Below are 20,167 nucleotides of genomic sequence, written 5' to 3' on the forward strand. Positions count from 1 at the left end.
ATCGACCCGTATCCGGACTTTCAGTCCGTAGCTTCAACCCACCAGCTTTAGCTGGTGGTTGTTGAGTATCTGGTCGGACGGAGGTCACTAAATGGTGTTAATCAGGCTGTAATATTTGTATATTCTCAGTCCGCAGGAGTGGCAGCTAGAATTCGGTACGGTGATTGATCGCATAACAAAACAAATCCAGTCGACGCGCCAAAATCGCGCTCGGATCATTTGCGATGTTATGCATAAGCTAGGAATGAGAAAATGAATCAACATCCTATACGGCTTCAAATTGAAAAGGCAGACAAAGCTATCGTTGATGAGGATTTTGATGTGCTCATTGATATCTATACTGATGATGCAGTATTGGTTATTGAGCCAGGTCGGAACGCGGTGGGTAAAAGTGAAATCCGTAAAGCTTTTGAAGCTATAGCTGTATATTTCAAGAACGGGTTGCAAGTTGAGCAAAACGGTATGGAGATACTAGAGTCGGGAGATACAGCTTTGGTGCTGGCAAACACTGTTATATCTGGCCCAGGTTTTCCGGCTGCCGAACGTAAGGCTACATACGTATTCAATAAATCGCATGGCGGCGTCTGGCTGTGTTCTATCGACAATTCATACGGCCATGGAATTATAAGTAAAAATGCATAATAATCGGCTCACAGGATTCGCTCCCTTCAGTCGTTTTTCTGCGAGTCTTGGCGTTATGCGCATAGGAGAACATCGTGAGTATTAAAGGAAGCATGCTTTCAGTGGTGCTGATTTTTGTCGTGGCGATGATATGGAATGGCTTGTTTCACATGGTTATTATTGCCGACCAGAATGAAATGATTGCCAGTATCCGGCGCCCCGATATGTCGGAAAAGATGCTTCTATCTCTCTTTATCACTATAGGGATGGCAATTCTTTTTGTTGTCAGTTACAACAAGTGGCGCAGGAGCGGGACTTTAGTTGAAAGCTTGATCCATGGGATGTTTTTTTCGGTCTTGGCAGGTGTTCTAGTCAATGCGAATCAGTATTTTGTGTACCCGATCCCCGGTATGCTGGCCGTTCTATGGTTTTTGGGAGGGCTGTTTGAGTTTTCTTTGTACTCAATAACTGTCTGGTTGGTTCAACGCTATGGAAAACTCGCATCATGATCGAAACGATGCCGCCCCGTCGGCGACCGCTCGCCCTTGGCGCAGAAACGGTCGGCGAACTCCTTGCCATTGTCGGTGAGAATAATCTTGGAGAGGGCGAACGGAGCCTTGGCGATCAGGCGTTCGAGAAAGCCGCAGGTCGAGGCCGTCGATGTGTCGTCGAGGATCTCGACGTAGACCCAGCGACTGGCGCGGTCGAGCGCTGCGAAGAGGTGTGTGCGCCGGTCTTCATTCCATCAGGAAACGCGAAGAGCAGGAATGATGAGGACGTGGGAGAGTGCGGCTTGTCAAGGCCGCACTGTCTGAATCGGCTTCAGCCGACAACGACCTCGCTGATCTGGATCACTGGGCTCAGGTCGGTGTAGTTGGGGATGTCGGCCATAATTTCTTCGGCATGCGGGCCGAATCCGGCTTGGAAGGACTCGACGGAATCGCAGAAGATGTGGCACATGCCGACATAGGTCGCGGGTGCGTCAGGGGCGCCGCCGCCCAGTCCGCGATCGATCGTATAGGATTTGCAGTGTTCGCCCATGCGCGCCTTCACCAAGGGGAGGTGCGTGTCGCGGTAGTAGTCGTGGTCGAAGCGCGCCCCTGGTGTGTTGGGATACATGACACTGACCTTGATCATTGGCGATTTCCTCGTCGTGTTCCTGTTGGATGTCGTGCTTGGTCCTGAGAGAGGACGCTCGCTTGCATACGCAGGTAACGGGCCAATGCGGTCCCTGTCGGTCGAGAGCCGTTTCGGCGAGGTTTGAACGTGGCCGCTGTTGCAGTCTTGACCCGCCGATGTTCCATTTGCGCTGTTGCGCAGCGTGACTCCACGATGCGTCGTTTTCTCTGCGTTCAGCTTCGGCGGAACGGCTGCCGTTGCGAGATCGATCCGCCGCACTGGGTGCGTTAGATCTTGAAGTTTCCGACCAAGTCTCTGAGATCGCCGCCCAGTTCGCTCACCTCGCGTGCCGTCTCGGCCGAGCTCTTCGCTGCGCGCTCGGAGTGATCGGCGGTGTCGGAGATATGCGTGACGTTGCGGTTGATCTCCTCCGCGACCGCGCCCTGTTCCTCGGCGGCGGTCGCGATCTGGGTATTCATGGTCGTGATGGTGCCGACCGCCTCCGAAATGGCGCGCAGACTGTCGCCTGCTCGTTCGGCGATTTCGACGGCCTGCTTGGTCTGCTCGGCGCTGCGAGTCATCATTTCGACCGTGTCCGAGGTCCCGGACTGCAGTCGCTGGGTCATGTCTTGGATCTCCAGGGTGGATTGCTGCGTGCGGCTCGCAAGCGTGCGCACCTCGTCGGCGACGACGGCGAATCCGCGACCCTGCTCGCCAGCGCGGGCGGCTTCGATCGCTGCGTTCAGGGCGAGCAGATTGGTCTGCTCGGCGATACCGCGAATTACGTCTAGCACCGAGCCGATGTGCGTGCTCTCCGTCGAGAGTGTCCGCGCCATGTCGGCCGCATCGTCCGAGAGCCGCGCCAGCTCGCCGATGCAGGAGATGGTGCCGTCGACAGTCGAGATGCCCTCTTGGACCTTGGTCTCGGCGGACTCCGCAGCTTGAGCCGCCTCCGAGGCATTGTGCGCCACCTCCTGGACGGTCGCGGTCATCTGATTGATGGCGACCGCGATCTGATCGGTTCCCTGCCGCTGTTTCTGTGCCGCTGTATTTGCTTGATCGGCGTTGTACCGCATCTGTTCGGCTGCGGCCGCCAGGCGTTTCGTGACCGTATCGACGCTTTGGATGATGCGATGGATCTCGGCGACGAAATGGTTGAACCCGGACGACAGCTTGCCGACTTCGTCTGTGGTCTCCTCCTTGAGGCGTCGGGTCAGGTCGCGATCGCCGTCGGCGATTTCGAGCAGTGCGGCCGAGGTGTGAGTCAAGGGGCGGGTGATTCGAGTCGAAAGCCAGATACTCGCCGCCAGGGCGAGTACGATCAGCAGCGCAGCTAACGATGTCGTTTTGATGATGCGTGCGGTGATGGACTGATCGACTTGTTTCTCGATTCGCGCGACCGTCTCGTCGATGTCGTCGATATAGATACCGGTGCCGACGATCCACTGCCATTTATCCAAGGGGCCGACGTAACTCAGCTTATCCACCAGGCCGTTCGTCGAGGGCTTGTCCCATTTGTACATATAGGTTCCACCGCCCGCTCGGCCCTGTTCGATCATCGATCGAATCAACGGCTTTCCGTCCTTGTCTTGCAGTGCGATGAGATTTTTGCCTTCAAGCTCCGGTTTGGGGCCGAGCACCTGGTTGGTGCCGTCATAGCTGTAGGCGAATATATAGCCGTCGGTGCCGAAGCTGAGTTCGCGCAGAATCGTCTTGGCGCGCTCCTGCGCCGCCGTGTCCTCCGGTCCGGCTGCATCGTAGATCTTTTTGATGGAGCTGATGGCCAGTTCGACATAGCTCTTCAGTTGCGCCGCCTTTTCGGCCATGAGCAGGGCTCGGGTCTTCTCGATCCGCTCCACCCCCGCTTGACGCTCACTGCTGATCGTCTGGGTCAGCAAGAGACCGACAACGAGGAGAATGGGGGTGATTGCAACCAGCAGGATTTTGGATCTGATCGAGAGCGTTTTTGTTTTCATCATCCTTTCTTCGTCCTCTTCACGTCGATCGTGACATCGATGCGGAGCGGTCCTCTGGATCGAAACCGGTCCGAAAACAGTGTTTTTAAGCGTGTCGGGAGGGAGTGGGGCCGGATTGATCGTTGTTCTTCTGCCGCTCTGGACCCGCTCGCCTGAGCTGTGTGCCGAAGCAAAAGATAGACCAGATTACGGTGGCTTACATGCGTGCATTCGTCTTTCGATATACGGTCTTCATGGCCATGCTGATATGGGCCGCACTGCCGATGGCGGCTGATTGGCAGGGGCAATTGTCAGATGGGACGCGGGTCGAGGTGGATTCGCAAACCCATCGTGCCTGGCAGTTGGATCATGGTCAGCGGCATCCGCTATGGGATGGGGTGCATCGGCTCGCCGACGGCTCGGTGGTGATCGTCAGGGAGGGAACGGCGGTTCCCCAGGCTGGGATGCTGGATGCCTGGAGTCGACCGGAGGCACCCGAGATACCCGAGACAGGGGCGCGCTCGGCCGATTGCGGGCGTCTGGTGGATCATGCGTGCGGCAAGGGCTGGCGGTGCGTTCGGGCCGAGCCCTGCCGTGTGGCGCGTCAGTTGGGGGCGATGGCCGACGCGGCCGAGACGGCCGAAGCTGCGGACGCGTTTGCCGCTCAATGCCGGGAGGCGCTGGGGAGCGCTTTCTTCGTGCCTTGCGACTGATGGCAAGGTTGGTGGGTGTCCGGGGTGGTGCTCCCGGATTGCGCTATCGCTTCATCGGGGCTAAGTAGCCTGGGTGGAACTTTGCGAAATCCAGGGCGGCGATCATGCCGTCAAACGGCCCGGTCTTGCGCTTTCAGGGGATGACCAATGACATTCCGGGGGCGAGGTGGTCCGGGTCTTCGAGGAGATGGTGGTTGGCCTCGAAGAGGGTGTGCCACTGGTTGCCGCTGCCATAGAAGCGGCTGCTGATCTGGGCGAGGGTGTCGTTCGACCGCACTCGGTAGACGCCTTGGGCCGAGAGTGCTGCGGCTAGGGTGAATTGACGGCGCTGGAGTTCGTCTTCGGCCGCTTGGATGCGATCGCTGGTGGCCGGATCCGGTGGCGTGCTGGGGTTCTGTCGCGCTTCTTGCAGCACGGCGAATGCCTCGGCGGCCGATTCGCGTGCGGCCTCGGGCGTGAGGGTGCCGCCCTGTGAGGTGGGGATCTGGTTCTGGAGCTCGGCCAAGCGGGATTCGAGTTCGGCGTGCGCTTTGGTCGATGTGTGCAGCTCATCGTCGAGTCTGGCGATTTGGGCCTCGTGCTCGGTGAGCGTGTCCTTGAGTTTGTCGCGCTCCGATTGCAGATCGAGCCTGTCCATGTGCAGTCGAGCGATCTCGGCGTCCTTCTCCTCGATCTGGCGTTCCAATGCGATCATTTCGCCTTGGAGCCGTTGCGTCTCGTTCCTCTGGTGTTCGACCTCCTGCGATTTCTCGGCCAGTCGCCGCTCGGCCTCCATACGGGCCTGGTCGGCGCCTTTGCGCGCGGTGGCCGATTCGCGCAGCTTGCCTTCCATGCCTTGGACGCGCCGCTTGAGTTCTTCGAGTTGATGCTGGAAATGGTCGAGCTGTTCGAGGTTCCCAGGCGGCGGTTCGTTCGCCGCCTGGGACATGGGCTCGGCCGTGAAGACCAGGGCCGGAGCCGTCAGAACGAGGATCCCGGCGATCATGAGCGCCAGAGTCGGAGTGGCAAGGCGTGGTGTCGGTTGCATCCGGCGCTCTCCTGGTCGTGGCGTGCGTTCGAGGATCCTCTGTTCCCTGGGCGGTGCCTCAGCCGATCGAAGGCAGGCCGGCGAGCGCCATGGCCACTTCGTTTTCGGCGTAGTCGAGATCCTTCAGCTTGCCGCCCAGATAGTCCGTATAGGCCTGCATGTCGAAGTTTCCGTGACCGCTCAGATTGAAGAGGATGGTCTTGGACTCTCCCGACTCGCGGCACTTCTCGGCCTCGTGGATCGCCGCGCGCACCGCGTGGGTGGCCTCAGGCGCGGGGACGATGCCCTCTGACTGGGCGAACTGGATGCCGGCCGCGAAGCATTCGAGCTGATTGTAGGAACGCGGCGCGATATAGCCGAGCTTGGCCAGATGGCTGATCTGCGGCGCCATGCCGTGATAGCGCAGACCGCCGGCGTGGAAACCGGGCGGGACGAAGGTCGAGCCCAGCGTGTGCATCTTGCACAGCGGGGTGAGGTGGGCGGTATCGCCGAAGTCGTAGGCGAAGAGTCCCTTGGTCAGTGTCGGGCAGGCGGTGGGTTCGACAGCGATGCATTCCACCGCGCGTCCCCCACGCAGCTGAGTGCCGAGGAAGGGGAAGACGATGCCGGCGAAGTTGCTGCCGCCGCCGGTGCAGCCGATGATCATGTCCGGATAGGCGTCGGCCATCTCCAGCTGTTTCTGGGCCTCCAGTCCGATGACGGTCTGGTGCAGCAGGACATGGTTGAGCACGCTGCCGAGGGCGTATTTGGTGTCGTCGCGCTGGACGGCCAGCTCGACCGCCTCGCTGATGGCGATGCCGAGGCTGCCGGTGCTGTCCGGGTGCTCGGCGAGCACGGCGCGGCCCGATTCGGTGGTGTTGCTGGGGCTGGCGATGCACTGGGCGCCGAAGGTCTCCATGAAGGCGCGGCGGTACGGCTTGTGGTTGTAGCTGACCTTGACCATGTAGACCAGGATTTCGAGGCCGAACATGGATCCGGCCATGGCCAGGGACGAGCCCCACTGACCGGCGCCGGTCTCGGTGGTGATGCGCTTGACGCCTTCCGCTTTGTTGTAGAAGGCCTGGGCGATGGCGGTGTTGGCCTTGTGGCTTCCCGGCGGGCTGACGCCCTCGTACTTATAGAAGATCTTGGCCGGGGTTTTGAGCGCCTGTTCGAGACGCCGGGCGCGGTAGAGCGGGGAGGGGCGCCACTGGCGGAGGATCTCCCGGACCGGCTCTGGGATCTCGATCTCGCGTTCGGTGCTGACTTCTTGCTCGATGACGGCACGGGGGAAGATGACGCCGAGTTCTTCCGGGGTGATCGGCTGCTTGGTGCCCGGATGCAGGACGGGGTCCATGGGCACGGGCAGATCGGCGTTGATGTTGTACCAGAAGCGGGGGAGCTGTTGCTCGTCGAGCTGATATTTGACTGGGTCGCTCATTCTGACGTATTCGCCTCAGTGATGGATGGGCTGCCGGCGGTCGATGAAACACGTCCTTGGGCGCGTTTACAGTGGGCACGTGCTCTGTGCCATTGCGTACGACCTTTGGTCGTCGCCTTCTCTCTCGGATCACCGCTGGTCATGCGTTATTGCTCGGCAAGTGTGCCAGTTTTGCGGCTGACCTTGAATCCCATCCACGCCGAAACTTGCGCCAGGCCAGTCTTCTTCATTCATTCGTCCGATTTGCCCTGCTCGACCCGATGCAGTGCTTCGCTGCGGTCCGCTTCCAGGTTGGCGTCGAGAAAGGACGGTTCCATCGGCAGCTCGACCCTCCAGTCGTTGGTGAGATCGAGGACGACCTGTCCCTGCGTCAGCGTGAAGTCCAGCAGATGTCCTGCGTGCCGCCGGTCGTCCGAGAGAAAATGGAGATGGAAGCCAGGGACGTTGATGCCCTTGGTGAAGGCCGGGCACCAGAAGCCGACGAGCGTGCCTCGGATGTCCTGCTGCTCGAAGAAGGTCTGCGACTTGGACGCCTCCAATAGCGGAGGGTAGGGTTGGCTTTGGCGCGGGACGCTGCGATAGCGGACCTGGGCGAATTGGCCGACGACCCGAATCGCGTAGGCGATGTTGCGGCTCGGCAGAGCGGCCTCCAGCCAGGACTGGAAGTCGGCGTAGCTCTGCTCGGTCGGCGGCGTGAGCGCGAGGTCTTGGTCGAAATGGGTGACGGTCATGAAGGGTGTGCCCGCATTGGGCGGCATCTGACGTACCACGCCGTCCGAGCCGGCCTGGTAGATCCGGCCCTCGAAGAGGATGGCCTCGCCGTCGAGCGCCTCGAAGGTCCCCAGTCCGAAGTCGCCGTGGCGCATGAGCTCGCCGATCTGTGCGACCGGCTCGTAGACGCCGGCGAGCAGGGCGTCGATGGTCGAGACCTGATAGAGGGTGTCGTGCCCCGCCTGTGCCTGGATACAGACGCCGAAGCCGAGCGCCATGGCCGAAAGCCTGGTCGAGATCTTCATTGTGCGATCCTCTCTTGAGGGTGCGGTCGAGCGATCACCCTCGCGGTGCGTGTGAAGGACGTGGAATCTATATCGGTATGCGTTGTCAGACGCCCGACTTGTGCGGCATGAGATCGGGTCTTTATGATCCCGCCGCGCGGCGTCTATTCGGCTGGTGGTTGGCGGGTCGTGTGCATCGCGATCGTTTCCGATGGCTGAAGTCAATGCATTCTAACCACCAACGAGGCTCATGGATCCTGTTATCCCGCAATCCACTGCGACGCTCGACGAGGCGTTCGATTTCGAGTCGACCTGCCGTGCGGTCGTGCGTGCCGGCACCCTCATGGCCTCGGCCGGAACCGGTGCATACCGTGTGAAGGAAGAGATGAACCGGGTGGGAATCGCGCTCGGTTTGGAGGCCGTCCATGCCGAGGTGACGCTCAACACGGTGATGGCGACCTGCGTGCTTGGATCCAGGACGCATACGCTGGTGGGGACCATCCCGGCGATCAGCGTCAACGCGGGGCGTATCGTCGAGATGGAGGCGCTGGCGCTCGGTACCGCGCAGGGGACGCGTCTCGCCGATTTCGATCGTCGGCTCGATGCCATCGCCAACCATTCGACCCGCTACGGGCCTGTGCTGACGGCCATGGCCGCCATGCTCGCCTGCGCGGCCTTCTGCTTTCTCAATCACGGCGGCTGGCTGGAGTGTCTGGGCGTTGCGATCGGTGCCGGGGCGGGGCAGTGGCTGCGCGCGACGCTCGCCCGCCGTCGTCTCAATCAGCTCGGCGTCACCCTGATGGCGGGCATCGTCGCCTGTCTGCTCTATCTCGCGGTCACGGGCGCATTGATGGCACTCGGAGTGCCCAGCTCGCGTCATGCCGCAGGCTATACATCCGCCGTGCTTTTCCTGATTCCGGGCTTTCCGCTCATCACCGCCGCGCTCGATCTGGCACGACTCGATTTCAGCGCCGGGATCGCGCGGCTGACCTATGCCATCCTGATCGTCAGCGTGGCCTCCATCAGCGCTTGGCTGGTCGCCGAATTGGTGCATCTGGTCCCCTTGCAGGCGCCGGAGCTGGATCTGTCGGATCCGACGCTGGTGACGCTACGGATGGCGGCGAGCTTCTGCGGCGTCCTGGGGTTCGCCGTCATGTTCAACACCCCGCTGCACATCGCCTTGGCGGCCGCCGGGATCGGGATGCTGGCCAATACGCTGCGACTCTATTGGGTCGACCTCCATTGGCCGCTGCAACTGGCCGCTCCGGCGGCGAGTCTGCTGGTCGGGCTGCTGGCCGCCTGGATCTCGCCGCGCATGCACTGTCCGAGGATCGTGCTGTCGGTGCCGCCCGTGCTCATCATGATTCCGGGCGCGATTGCCTATCAGGCGCTGGTCTATGCCAATCAGGGGATGTCGCAGGAGGCGATCGACAACGCCTATCAGGCCATGTTCATCGTCGCCGGAATCGTCATCGGACTGGCGCTCGCCCGCATGCTGACCGATCGCGCCTGGAGCTTCGAGGGCCGGATTCCCGGCAAGCCGGATCGATGAGCGCCCCTCTCGGACGCAAGGCGCGTTTTTCTTCATATTGGGTGCGATAGAACGGGGGATACTGAGTTGATCGAAGGCGAATGTTTTTGTGGCGCGGTGCAATACCGGATCGATGGCGAGCTCATTCACGCGCGATCCTGTCACTGCTCGCGTTGCCGGAAGGCCTTTAGCGGGGCAGGTTCGGCCTATGCTGAATTGGCCGATCCAGGGTCCTTTTCTTGGGTGCGCGGTGCCGAGAATCTGCAAGCGTATGCGTCTCAGCCCGACTGGGGGCTGATGTTCTGCAAGACCTGCGGCACGACGCTGTGCGGAACGCACAAGGATCAGGTGCATGGGGTCACGCTGGGAACCCTGAATGGCGATCCTGGGATTCAGATCGAGGCGCATATCTTCGTGGGTTCGAAGGCGCCGTGGGATCACATCGGCGGCTCGGCGCCGCAATTCGATACCTGGCAGACCTGATGTCCGGTAAACGCCCGCTCTGCCGCTCGAAACCCGCTGCGCGGGGACTGGCGGCATGAGCGAGGATTTTCGGCACTCCCTCCCGCTTTGTGATTAAATCGCGCGCCTATGTACCATCCCCTCCCACTCTATATCGGCCTGCGCTACACGCGAGCGAAGCGCCGTAACCATTTCATCTCCTTCATCTCAGGGACCTCGATGGTCGGGATCACGCTGGGTATCGTCGCCCTGATCGTGGTGCTGTCCGTCATGAACGGATTCCACAAGGAGATCCAGCAACGCATCCTCAGCATGGCCTCGCATGCCACCTTGACCGATCCCTACGGGGGCATGGCCAACTGGCGCGAGATCCTGGAGAAGGTGCGCGCCCATCGCGACGTGGTCGGCGCCGCGCCCTTCGTCGAGGTGCAGGGGATGCTGGTCAACGGCTCGCAGGTCAGCGGTGCGCTGATTCGCGGCATCCTGCCGACCGACGAGGATCAGGTCTCGGATCTGCGCCGTGAGATGACCCGAGGTTCGGTCGACGATCTGGTCGACGGCGAGTTCCGCATCGTTCTGGGCCGCGATCTGGCGGCTTTTCTCGGGGTGGGGCCGGGGGACAAGGTCACCGTGGTGACGCCGCAGGTGAGCGCGACCCCGGTCGGGATCATGCCGCGTCTCAAGCGTTTCACCGTCAGCGGCATCTTCGCGGTCGGCATGGCCGACTACGACCGCAACGCGGCCTTCATCCAGCTCTCGGACGCAGCCAAGCTGCTGAACCTCGGCGATGCCGTGTCCGGTGTGCGGCTCAAGCTGACCGATATGTGGGAGGCGCCGCGTCTGGCGCGTGAGATCGCCTACGACCTGGGCGGTGTCTATCGTCTTGTCGACTGGACCCAGATGCACAGCAACTTCTTCAGCGCGCTGGCGATGGAGAAACGCATGATGGGGATCATTCTCTTCCTGATCGTCGCGGTGGCGGCCTTCAACATCGTTTCGACCCTGGTGATGGTGGTGACCGACAAACAGTCCGACATCGCGGTGATGCGCACGCTCGGTATCTCGCCGGGACGCATCATGGCGATCTTCATGGTTCAGGGTACGGCGATCGGGTTGATCGGCACCCTGATCGGGATGGTCGCCGGCGTGATACTGGCCCTGAACGTGGAGCCGGTGGTGGGCGCCATCGAGAGCCTGTTCGGCGTCCATTTCCTCGATCCAAGCATCTATTACATCAGCGAGCTTCCCTCCGACGTGCATCTCTCCGATGTCCTGTCGATCGGTGCCGGCGCCTTCTTGATGTCGGTTCTGGCGACCCTCTATCCGGCCTGGCGCGCCGCAAGGACCCAGCCGGCGGAGGCGTTGCGTTATGAGTGAGTCGACAGTGGTTCTGGAAGCCAAGGGGCTGGTCAAGACCTTCCACCAGGGACCTCAGGTGGTCGAGGTGCTGCAGGGCGTCGATTTCACCGTGAGCGCGGGCGAGCGCATCGCCATCCTCGGGGCCTCGGGTTCGGGCAAGAGCACCCTGCTGCATTGCATCGGCGGATTGGATCGGCCGAGTGCGGGCAGTCTGCGATGGCTCGGCCAGGACGTGAGCGCGCTGTCAGAATCGCAGATCGGCCGGCTGCGCAACCGCCATCTGGGGTTCGTCTATCAGTTCCACCATCTGCTGCCCGAATTCACCGCGCTGGAGAACGTGGCCATGCCGCTCCTGATCGGCGGGGCCAAGCCGGCGGAGGCACAGGAGAAGGCCGAGGATCTGCTGCGGCGGGTCGGTCTCAGCCATCGTGGTTCTCACAAGCCCGGCGAGCTCTCGGGCGGCGAGCGCCAGCGCGCGGCGGTTGCCCGCGCACTGGTGACGCATCCGGCCTGTCTGTTGGCGGACGAGCCCACGGGCAACCTGGACCGCAATACCTCGGCCGGTGTCTACGAGCTGATGCTGGAACTCAATCGCGAGATCGGCACCAGTCTGGTGCTCGTCACCCACGACCTGGAGTTGGCTGGGCGAATGGATCAGGTCTGGTTCTTGGAGGACGGACTGTTGGTGCGCGATTCGGCCATCGAGCGATAGCGCGCCTTGCGCGCCCGGATCTGGCGCATCAGCTTCCAGCGCCAGAGGATCTGGATGCTCAGGTATCCCATCAGGCCGCAGACGGTGCCGCAGATGAGGCTGCCAAGCAGCACGGGCGCGGTGACCGCCAGCCAGTTGTGCCAGTCCAGCCAGAAGTGGACGTTGAATCCCTCCGCCTCCATGCCGAGTATCCCGCAGCCGACCACGTAGGCGACATAGAACATGGGCGGGATGGTCACTGGATTGGAGATCCAGACCAGCGCCATGGAGATGGGCAGGTTCACGCGCAGATAGATGGCGATCGCGGCCACGATGAAGGTGTGGCCGAACGGCGGCAGGTACATGACGAACATGCCGATCCCGAAGGCGCCGGCGACCGAATGACGGTTCAGATGCCAGAGGTTGGGGTCGTGCAGCAGCTTACCGAAGATGCCAAGATATCGATTCTCATGGATCGATTTTGGGGTCGGCATGACCCGTTTCAGCCATTTCTTCACTCAGCAAGTCCGCTTGGTCTTCATCTCGGCAGGATGGCGCGAGTATAGGGTAGCCGCGCCCGGATCTGTCGATCGATCTCGGTGTCCGAAGACCGTCCGTCGGGCGAGAACGCTGATGCGGCGCCTGTCCACTCAGGTGGCGGCTAGGCGCCGATGAGCTGCATTTGGCCGCTGGCCTTCGCCGTCGGGATCCTGATCGTCTATTTCGCGCCTGGACCGCCCCCGACGTGGGCCGTTGCGGCGCCGATCCTACTCGGGCTTTCTCTCGCGTGCAAAATTCCTCGATGGCGTCCTGTTGCGGCCCTCGCGCTCGGGCTCTTGTGGGCGCAGATCCATGTCGTTCAGTCGCTGCATCAATCCTTCCCGCAAGCGCTGGCGCTGAGCCGCGTGCCGCTGCTGATCGAGGGCCGTATCGCCTCGATTCCGGTCGTGAGCGACGGCACGGTGCGCTTCCTGTTCGAGGTGGACCAGTGTTCGCGGGACGGCACGTCCCTGGCGTTCGCTGGCCGGGTGCGTCTTTCCTGGTACCGTGACGCGCCTGCGCTTCGGGCCGGCGAACGCTGGCGTCTTCCCGTTCGGCTCAAGCCACCCCACGGCTACGCCAATCCGGGCGGCTTCGATTTCGAGCGTTGGTTGTTCGAGCAGGGGGCGAAGGCGAGCGGCTATGTTCGCGCTGGCGCGGAGCGTCTGGACGATGGAGCGGGGCATTTCAGACTCGCCCGCTGGCGTCAGGCACTGTCCGAGCATCTGGCTCGGGTGCTGGACGGGGCGCGGGCGACCGGGCTGATCCAAGCGCTTGTCGTCGGCGACCGCTCCGGCTTGGAGCGGGACGACTGGGAGGCGTTGACCGCGACCGGAACCAATCACCTGGTCGCCATCTCCGGACTGCACGTCGGTTTGGTCGCCGGTGGCCTGCTGTTGGTCGGACGCTGGCTCTGGTCTCGCAGTGCCCGACTGACGCTGCTCATGGCCGCGCCGCGCGCTGCGGTGGTTGGCGCCATGCTGGCAGCCGTCGGTTATGCGGCGTTGGCCGGATTCGCCGTCTCGACCCAGCGTGCCCTCGTCATGCTCGCGGTGCTGCTCGGGGCGCTCTATTGGGGACGCACCACGCGGCCATTCCACGCCCTGAGTCTGGCCTTGTTGGGCGTGCTCCTTTGGGATCCGGCGGCGGTGCTCTCCCACGGGTTCTGGCTCTCCTTCGGTGCCGTCGGTCTGCTGCTCCACGCCCTCGGGCAGCGCCTCCCGCAGCAGTCGCGCGCCGGTGTCTGGTGGCGGGCGCAATGGGCGGTCGGCATCGGGTTGGCGCCTCTGCTTTTTCTCTTCTTCGACCGCGCCTCGCTGATCGCGCCACTGGTCAATCTGGTCGCGGTACCGCTCTTCGGGCTCCTGTTGCCGTTGGTGCTGATCGCGAGCCTTGCGAGTCTGATTCCGGGCGCGACCCTGCCGCTCACGCTGATCGCCGAGCTGTTGGGTCGCTGCCTCGACGCCCTGATCTGGCTCGGGGCTCGCGACTGGGCCGCACTCGATCTGTCCGCGCGTCCGTTCTGGGTCTGGGTGGTCGCAGGAGTGGCCGTGCTGCTCCTATTGGCACCGCGCGGCCTGCCCGGACGCTGGCTGGGTGTTCTGCTGCTGTTGCCTGTGGCCCTGGTGCGTCCGCCCGTTCCACCTCCGGGCGCGCTCTGGTTCCATGTGCTGGATGTGGGGCAGGGGTTGGCGGTCGTGGTCGTCACGCACGACGGAACCCTGATCTACGACACGGGGCCGAGCTATCCGGGCGGATTCGACAGCGGTCGGCAGATCGTTCTTCCCTTCCTGCGCGACCAGGGGATTGCGCGTATCGATCGGCTGGTGGTCAGTCATGCCGACCGTGACCATTCGGGCGGTGCATCCGCCCTGGTGGACGCCATGCCGATCGGTCGGATTCAGAGTGGCGAGCCGGACCAGCTCGACTTGGGCCATCTCGACGCGGATGGGGCGACGCGCTGCCGTGTCGGCGATGGCTGGGAATGGTCGGGTGTGTCGTTCCGCTTCCTGCACCCGGACGATCGAGAGATCCGCGATAACGACGCCTCCTGCGTGCTCAAGATCACCGCTGGCGACCGTTCGATCCTCCTGACCGGGGATGCCAGCAAGGCGGTCGAGCAGGAGTTGATCGAGCGTTTTGGGGATGGGCTGCGTGCCGATATCCTGGTTGCGGGCCACCATGGCAGCGCGACCTCCAGCTCGGAGGCGTTTCTGCGAGCGGTTGCGCCAGAGTGGATGTTCTTCTCCTCGGGATATCTCAACCGGTTCGGTTTTCCATCGAGCGAGGTCTGTGCTCGGGTGGATGCGCTGGGGATCGCGAGCTTGAATACGGCGGAGTCAGGCGCGATCGAGCTGCGGCTGGATGCGGGCGGGCGGATCGAGGGTCCCTGGGGATGGCGGTCGCGGTCCGGCGGAATCTGGACCCATCGACCCAGAGTGGAGGCGCTTGATACCGAGCCTCAGTGCGGCAGGTCGGCTGCCCCCTGAATCAGATGGTAGCCATGCTGTCTGCGGCGTCTGTCGATCGCCTTGAGCTGTTCGAGCCCGGCCTCGTAGGAGGGCACGCCTGTCTTGCGCATCTGGCTCTGGCGCGAATGCAATACTCCCCAACAGGCGACAAGGGTCCAGTCACCGAAGAGGTCTTCTATCAGATGAGCTTGATAGTAGCGGTCTTTTTCGGGCTGTATCCAGCGATACATGGGTCCCATTCTCCTGTCGTCGCGAAGGGGCGGGTGCCCTCTAGCTGATTGCCGGTCCTGTTCGCGGCTCTCGGATGAATCGATCGGATGCTTGGCCGGTACTCTCAAGGTCGACCCATGGGTCGGCTTTCAGGCCGAGATTATCAGCAAAGTCAGATGCTTGCCATGAATCAAGGTCGATCGGGGTCGCGTATTGTACGGGAACCCGCCCCTTGGATGGAAATTCAGAGTTCACAACGCCCTCGCATCGACGGGGGCACTGTGGCAATCGGTTTGGGCTCAATCGGCGGAAAAGGTGACGAGGACGCAGGTCAGGAGGGCCAGGGTTTCGGTGATCTCGACCAGTGCGCCGGCGGTGTCTCCGGTGAATCCGGCGATGCGCTCCAGCATGCTGCGTCGGGCGAGCACGAAGATCGTCACGGCTACGATCAGCAGAATCAGGCCGACCCAGCCAGTTGCGAGCAGGCAGGCCAGGGCGCTGGTCAGGGTTGCGAACCAGGCGGTTCGCCGCTGCAGATGGCGGGATTGATCGCCCGCCATGCCCTGCTCTCGGGCATAGGGCGTGGTGAGCAGCAGGAGAGACAGTTGGGTGCGCCCGAGCAGGGGCATGAACAGCAGCAGCCAAGGCTGTCCGTCGGTCATCAGGGCCTGGATGCCGGCCCATTTGGCGATCAGGACCAGGACGATGGCGCTCACCGCCGCCGGACCGCAGCGCGGATCCTTCATGATGGCGAGGGTGCGCTCGCGGCTGCCGAGTCCGCCGACCCAGGCATCGGCGCTGTCGCCCAGTCCGTCGAGATGGATGCCGCCGCTCGACCAGACCCAGAGGATGAGAACGAGTGCCGCCGCGACGCCCGGCTCGGTCTGAGCTAGCCCTATGCCGGCCGCCGCTACCAGGATGCCGAGTATCAGACCCACGACTGGGTACCAGGGGACCGAGTGGCCGGTATCGGTCGGCGATGCCTCACCGGGATCGGGGAAGGGTAGGCGGGTCAGCAGACGACCCGCGATCCACAAGGGGCGCAGGCTCATTCCTGTCCCCGATGAAATACCAGGCTGGGGCGTCCTGGCGCCTCCAGAATTCGCAGCCGGGTGAAACAGGCGTAGGGTGCCTCGACCAGCAGGATGGCCTCATCCGGCATCCGTAGCGTTTCGGCGACCAGCATGCGGATCACGCCGCCGTGGGTCACGAGCAGGGGGTGTTCTCCGCAGCGGGCGAGGATGTCGTGGCGGGCCTGGCGAACCCGATCGCGAAACTCGGCGAAGGGCTCGCCGTCGGGTGGCGTATAGCCGACCGGATCGTCCCAGAAACGCGAAAGCTCGTCCGGTGGGATCTGATAGGCGGCCAGCCCTTCCCAGGCGCCGAATCCGCGCTCGGCGATCGCCGGTTCCAGGCTGAAAGGCAACCCGAGCTGTTCGGCCAGCTGGCGCGCGAAGTCGGCGCAGCGACAGGAGGGCGAGCTGATGATCTCGGACCAATCGGCGGCCGGTTCCGTGGCGCGCCGCATCTGCTCCCAGCCGAGATCGCTCAATGGGTCGTCCTGGTCGCCTCGGAAGCGAGCGCCGCCCTGGACCTCGCCATGGCGCAACAGATCCAGAAGACGCTCGTTCATGATGTCAGACTTCGGCGATGCCGGCTTCGGCGAAGGTCGCCATCTTCTGGTGAAGCGCGCAGGCGAGCCGCAGCAGCGGGACCAGAGCCTCGCCGCCGGTGGCCTCTCCCAGGCGCATTCCGAGATTCAGATAGGGGTCGGCCTCAAGCGCCTCCATCATGAGGCGGTGACCGGGCTCGGCCGAGCTGTGCGAGAAGAGCATCCAGTTGCGCACCTCGGGCTGCAGCCGAACGGCGGCGAGCGCGGCCGCGCTCATGATGAAGCCGTCGACCAGGATCGGCAGGCCGCGCTGGGCCGCCGTGATATAGGCGCCGGTGGTGGCGACGATGTCGAAGCCGCCGAGACGGGCGAGCAGGTCGAGTGTCGAGCGTCCGGGGGCGAGGTGCAACGCCAGCGCGGACTCGACGGCTCGACGTTTGCGTTCCAGTCCCTCGGCATTGAGTCCGGTTCCGGGTCCGACCATGTCGATGGCCGGCCTGTCCAGCAGGGCGCAGGCGACGGCGGTGGCGGGCGTGGTGTTGCCGATGCCCATCTCGCCGCAGATCAGCAGTCTGGCACCGTTGCTCAGGGCGCGCTCCACACCGGAACGCCCCGCGTTCATGGCGGCCACCAGCTGTTCCTCGCTCATGGCCGGTTCGCGGGCGATGTTGCCGGTCCCGAAACCGAGCCGCTCGGAGCGCACGTTTTCGACTGGACCGGGATCCGTCAGGATCCCCAGGTCGATGATCTCCATCCGTGCACCGATCGCCTCCGCCATCACCGAGACGGCAGCTCCGCCTCGTGCGATGTTGTGCAGCATCTGGATGGTCACTTCTTGCGGGAAGACCGATATGCCTTCGGCGGCGACGCCGTGATCGGACATGAATTGGAGGATGTGCACCGGATCCGGCGAGGGGGCCGAGGCTCCCTGCATGCCGGCGAGTTTGATCGCCATCTCTTCGAGCCGGCCGAGCGAACCGCGCGGCTTGGTCAGCTGGTCTTGGCGCCGGCGTGCCGCATCGGCCGCCATGGTGTCGATCGGGAGGATGGGGTCGTTGATCCAGAGCAATCCTTCCATCAGCGGGTCACCTCCGTTGAGTGGGTTTCGTTCGGGTAAACCCGCGTGAGCGTGGCCATGGGCATCAGTGGTGTCGTCTTCTGGGTCAGACGTGATTTTTTGTTATGCATGACTTGATTCGTCGATTCGTTCGGTGAGGCAGTTCGCCGGCTTGCGCGGGCGGGACCTGCCGGCAAAGGCGACCACATCGGCTGGCGGTGCGCTGGCCGTGCTCGATCGCCGGTTGGCCTGGTCCGTCAGGCACCTCGCCCCTTGCCCATCCCAGTCGCTAGGAAGCGAGGTCGTTGGGCGCGCCCGCGCGATCGGTGGAGAGGCTCGGGCGCGATTCTCGGCGTTACTGCCGGGTGTTCATTCGAGGCGCTGGGGCTCGTAGTGTAGCGTCAGATAGAAGGCCCGCCCGGGGCGATTGTAAAGGTATGCCGTTTCATAGTCCTCGTCGAAGGCGTTTTCCAATCTGGCTTGGAGCCGCAAGGCGGTGTTGATCGCGTACTCGGCGCGAAAATCCACCAGGCTGTAGCTGTCGAGCCGCTCGCTGTTGGCCAGGTCGTCGAACCGGCGTCCCGAGACGAAGAGGGTGGTGCCGATCGACCAGCGTTCGAATTGGCGGTCCAGATCGAGCTGGAAGGTCTGTTCTGCCCGACGTGGCAGCAGGTTGCCGTCGCTGGCATTGTCGGAACGGTTCTCTGGATCCATGAGGGTCAGCGCCGAGTTCAGGTCCCAGTCGAGGATGCGTGCCTGCGCCGATGCCTCGATGCCCAGGATGCGAGCGCTCTCGATATTGGCGGCCGATTGGGTAGGCGCGTCGTAGGCGATGAGGTCGTCGATCTCGGTGCGGAAGAGATTCAGCTCCCAGCGCCCCAGCGTCGCCCAGCCGAGCGGCAGATTGCCCTGGAGTCCCAGTTCGAGACTGTGCGACTGCTCTGGATCCAGGTCCGGGTTGCCGTAGTTGGGATAGTAGAGGTCGTTGAAGGATGGCGCCTTGAATGCGGTTCCGTAGGAGGCCGAGACCTGGATGCCGTTCTCGAACAGATAGCCGAGCGCGGCGTTGCCGGTGGCGTGCGTGCCGAACTGCTCGTCGTCGTCCTGACGCAGGCTGAAGGTCAGCGTGGTGGGGCCGAATTCGCCCTGGTATTGGCCGAAGATACCCAGGTTGTCGCGTGAATCCTTGGTGTAGTCGACGGTGCCGGACACGCTGTCCTTGGCGTAGTCCGCTCCCAGTGTGAGTACCTGGCCCAGTGCGATACGCAGGTCGTTCTGCAGGGCCACGCTGTCGCGTTCGGTTTTGAAACCGTCGAGGAAGCGATCGTCGATCCCCTCGGAGGCGTCGTCGTAATAGGCGCGATAGCTGTCCCAGCTGTGACCGGCCGATAGGGTCAGCGTCCAGGGCGTCAGCGGCCGCAGCTTGAACTCGCCACCCAGGACCTGCTGCCAGGAGCGCGAGACATTGCCTCCATACATCGATCCATCGAACTCGGTGCGGTTGTGCGAGTTCAGCAGGTGCAGGTCGAGCGATGCCCGGTCGCTGAAGCGGTAGCCCGCGCGCACGTTGACGCCCAGCGTGTGGTATCCGTCGCGGTCGTTTTGGAATACGCCGCATCCGGCATAGGGGGAGGGACGTCCGTCGCAGGCATTGATGCCGTCGGTGCGCTCGGCGTTGATGCCCAGATCGAACCAGGCCCGCTCGCCGCCTCCCGAAAGTCCAGCCGACGCCGATAGGGTGCCGAAGCTGCCGCCGCCGATGCTGGCGCGCGGTGTCAGTGGACCGCCGCCGTGTCGGGTGAAGATCTGGATGACACCGCCGATCGCCTCCGAGCCATAGAGGCTCGAACGCGGTCCGCGAACCACCTCGATGCGTTCGATCTGCTCGATCGGGATGTCCTGGAGCGGCGAGGTGCCCAGCGTGGCCGAGCCGATTCGGACGCCGTCGACCAGGACCAGGACATGGTCGGAGTTGGTTCCACGCAGCGAGACGGAGGCCACGTGTCCGGCACCGCCGTTCTGGGACATCGTCACGCCGGGGACCCCGCGCAGCAGGTCGGGGACGGAGCGCGCTTGGCGGCGCTCGATCTCGGCGCGGTCGATGACGGTGACTGCGGCGAGCGTTGCAGTTTCCGGAGTCGGGGTGCGTGTCGCCGTGACGATCACGGGATCGAGAGTGGTCGGGGCGTCGGCAAGCGCGTTGCCTGCCAGTGCGATGGCCAGCGGGGCCAGCGTCAATGGGTGCTTCATGTCGGGAGGGTCTCCAGCGATGACCTCTGCACACCCGCAGGGGTCAAATCAAGGAGGGGTCGGCGAGCGGGTTGGGCGAAGACGGGAGCGCGTGCGTGGAGCGTCGGGCATCCCGGGTGGACGCCCCTCGCGAC

General features: G+C 63.3%; 19 protein-coding genes and 1 pseudogene. 8 read left to right on the plus strand and 12 right to left on the minus strand.

Annotation, left to right across the window (positions count from 1 at the left end):
* Positions 1–252: 252 nt before the first annotated feature.
* Together ACFSJC_RS06070 and ACFSJC_RS06075 are read left to right on the plus strand one after the other, a co-directional pair.
* Positions 253–642 carry a YybH family protein gene (locus ACFSJC_RS06070; protein ID WP_386024663.1) on the plus strand — a complete coding sequence of 130 codons (390 nt, stop codon included), beginning with the start codon at positions 253–255 and terminating at the stop codon, positions 640–642.
* Positions 643–716: 74 nt separating this feature from the next.
* The gene (locus ACFSJC_RS06075; protein WP_386024664.1) at positions 717–1,130 is read left to right on the plus strand and encodes a hypothetical protein; all 414 of its coding nucleotides are present in this window, start codon (positions 717–719) and stop codon (positions 1,128–1,130) included.
* Here the strand turns inward: ACFSJC_RS06075 and ACFSJC_RS06080 are convergent.
* The 3 genes and pseudogenes from ACFSJC_RS06080 to ACFSJC_RS06090 all read right to left on the minus strand — a co-directional run.
* Positions 1,130–1,363, minus strand: a pseudogene (locus ACFSJC_RS06080) (DDE-type integrase/transposase/recombinase); the annotation flags it as partial. The gene ACFSJC_RS06075 and the pseudogene ACFSJC_RS06080 overlap by 1 nt on opposite strands.
* 80 nt (positions 1,364–1,443) lie before the next feature.
* A complete protein-coding gene (locus tag ACFSJC_RS06085; RefSeq protein WP_386024667.1) occupies positions 1,444–1,758 on the minus strand; it encodes an EthD family reductase in 315 nt (104 codons plus the stop codon).
* Between the two features lie 269 nt (positions 1,759–2,027).
* Positions 2,028–3,719 carry a methyl-accepting chemotaxis protein gene (locus ACFSJC_RS06090; protein ID WP_386024670.1) on the minus strand — a complete coding sequence of 564 codons (1,692 nt, stop codon included), beginning with the start codon at positions 3,717–3,719 and terminating at the stop codon, positions 2,028–2,030.
* 230 nt (positions 3,720–3,949) lie between these two features.
* Here ACFSJC_RS06090 and ACFSJC_RS06095 point away from each other — a divergent pair, with 230 nt between their 5' ends.
* A complete protein-coding gene (locus tag ACFSJC_RS06095) occupies positions 3,950–4,408 on the plus strand; it encodes a hypothetical protein (protein WP_386024671.1) in 459 nt (152 codons plus the stop codon).
* A 133-nt stretch (positions 4,409–4,541) separates the two neighbouring features.
* On the opposite strand, the gene ACFSJC_RS06100 is transcribed toward ACFSJC_RS06095, so the two are convergent.
* From ACFSJC_RS06100 to budA, 3 genes are all read right to left on the minus strand, one after another.
* The gene (locus ACFSJC_RS06100; protein WP_386024673.1) at positions 4,542–5,435 is read right to left on the minus strand and encodes a LysM peptidoglycan-binding domain-containing protein; all 894 of its coding nucleotides are present in this window, start codon (positions 5,433–5,435) and stop codon (positions 4,542–4,544) included.
* Between the two features lie 58 nt (positions 5,436–5,493).
* Positions 5,494–6,855, minus strand: coding sequence for a TrpB-like pyridoxal phosphate-dependent enzyme (locus ACFSJC_RS06105; protein ID WP_386024676.1), 1,362 nt, complete (start codon positions 6,853–6,855; stop codon positions 5,494–5,496).
* A 230-nt stretch (positions 6,856–7,085) separates the two neighbouring features.
* The gene (gene budA / locus ACFSJC_RS06110) at positions 7,086–7,871 is read right to left on the minus strand and encodes an acetolactate decarboxylase (RefSeq protein ID WP_386024678.1); all 786 of its coding nucleotides are present in this window, start codon (positions 7,869–7,871) and stop codon (positions 7,086–7,088) included.
* Positions 7,872–8,100: 229 nt separating this feature from the next.
* Here budA and ACFSJC_RS06115 point away from each other — a divergent pair, with 229 nt between their 5' ends.
* The 4 genes from ACFSJC_RS06115 (at position 8,101) to lolD (ending at position 11,914) form a co-directional block, all read left to right on the plus strand.
* Entirely contained in the window at positions 8,101–9,402 is a 1,302-nt protein-coding gene (locus ACFSJC_RS06115; RefSeq protein WP_386024681.1) for a threonine/serine exporter family protein, read from the plus strand.
* Positions 9,403–9,468: 66 nt separating this feature from the next.
* On the plus strand, positions 9,469–9,864 hold the full coding sequence (locus tag ACFSJC_RS06120) for a GFA family protein (protein ID WP_465324900.1): 396 nt from the start codon (positions 9,469–9,471) through the stop codon (positions 9,862–9,864).
* A gap of 108 nt (positions 9,865–9,972) precedes the next feature.
* Positions 9,973–11,220 (plus strand): lipoprotein-releasing ABC transporter permease subunit, encoded by a 1,248-nt coding sequence (locus ACFSJC_RS06125; RefSeq protein WP_386024684.1) that lies wholly within the window; start codon positions 9,973–9,975, stop codon positions 11,218–11,220.
* Positions 11,213–11,914, plus strand: a complete 702-nt coding sequence (lolD, locus tag ACFSJC_RS06130; RefSeq protein WP_386024687.1) for a lipoprotein-releasing ABC transporter ATP-binding protein LolD — start codon at positions 11,213–11,215, stop codon at positions 11,912–11,914. Before ACFSJC_RS06125 ends, lolD begins: the two co-directional genes overlap by 8 nt.
* On the opposite strand, the gene ACFSJC_RS06135 is transcribed toward lolD, so the two are convergent.
* Positions 11,857–12,411, minus strand: a complete 555-nt coding sequence (locus tag ACFSJC_RS06135) for a DUF2062 domain-containing protein (protein ID WP_386024690.1) — start codon at positions 12,409–12,411, stop codon at positions 11,857–11,859. The two genes, lolD and ACFSJC_RS06135, sit on opposite strands and share 58 nt — an antisense overlap.
* A gap of 153 nt (positions 12,412–12,564) precedes the next feature.
* Between ACFSJC_RS06135 and ACFSJC_RS06140 the strand changes: the two genes are divergently transcribed.
* Entirely contained in the window at positions 12,565–14,922 is a 2,358-nt protein-coding gene (locus ACFSJC_RS06140; protein WP_386024693.1) for a DNA internalization-related competence protein ComEC/Rec2, read from the plus strand.
* On the opposite strand, the gene ACFSJC_RS06145 is transcribed toward ACFSJC_RS06140, so the two are convergent.
* The 5 genes from ACFSJC_RS06145 to btuB all read right to left on the minus strand — a co-directional run bounded on the left by ACFSJC_RS06145 (position 14,895) and on the right by btuB (position 20,033).
* Complete coding sequence (locus ACFSJC_RS06145; protein ID WP_007041719.1) at positions 14,895–15,134, minus strand: WGR domain-containing protein; 240 nt, start codon at positions 15,132–15,134, stop codon at positions 14,895–14,897. The two genes, ACFSJC_RS06140 and ACFSJC_RS06145, sit on opposite strands and share 28 nt — an antisense overlap.
* 279 nt (positions 15,135–15,413) lie before the next feature.
* On the minus strand, positions 15,414–16,166 hold the full coding sequence (locus ACFSJC_RS06150; RefSeq protein ID WP_386024696.1) for an adenosylcobinamide-GDP ribazoletransferase: 753 nt from the start codon (positions 16,164–16,166) through the stop codon (positions 15,414–15,416).
* The gene (locus tag ACFSJC_RS06155) at positions 16,163–16,747 is read right to left on the minus strand and encodes a histidine phosphatase family protein (RefSeq protein WP_386024699.1); all 585 of its coding nucleotides are present in this window, start codon (positions 16,745–16,747) and stop codon (positions 16,163–16,165) included. The genes ACFSJC_RS06150 and ACFSJC_RS06155 overlap by 4 nt, the downstream gene beginning before the upstream one ends.
* 4 nt (positions 16,748–16,751) lie before the next feature.
* The gene (gene cobT / locus ACFSJC_RS06160; protein ID WP_386024702.1) at positions 16,752–17,804 is read right to left on the minus strand and encodes a nicotinate-nucleotide--dimethylbenzimidazole phosphoribosyltransferase; all 1,053 of its coding nucleotides are present in this window, start codon (positions 17,802–17,804) and stop codon (positions 16,752–16,754) included.
* A 348-nt stretch (positions 17,805–18,152) separates the two neighbouring features.
* Positions 18,153–20,033 (minus strand): TonB-dependent vitamin B12 receptor, encoded by a 1,881-nt coding sequence (gene btuB / locus ACFSJC_RS06165; RefSeq protein ID WP_386024705.1) that lies wholly within the window; start codon positions 20,031–20,033, stop codon positions 18,153–18,155.
* Between the last annotated feature and the right edge of the window lie 134 nt (positions 20,034–20,167).

Source organism: Thiorhodococcus fuscus (assembly GCF_042682685.1).
GTDB classification, from domain to species: domain Bacteria; phylum Pseudomonadota; class Gammaproteobacteria; order Chromatiales; family Chromatiaceae; genus Imhoffiella; species Imhoffiella fuscus.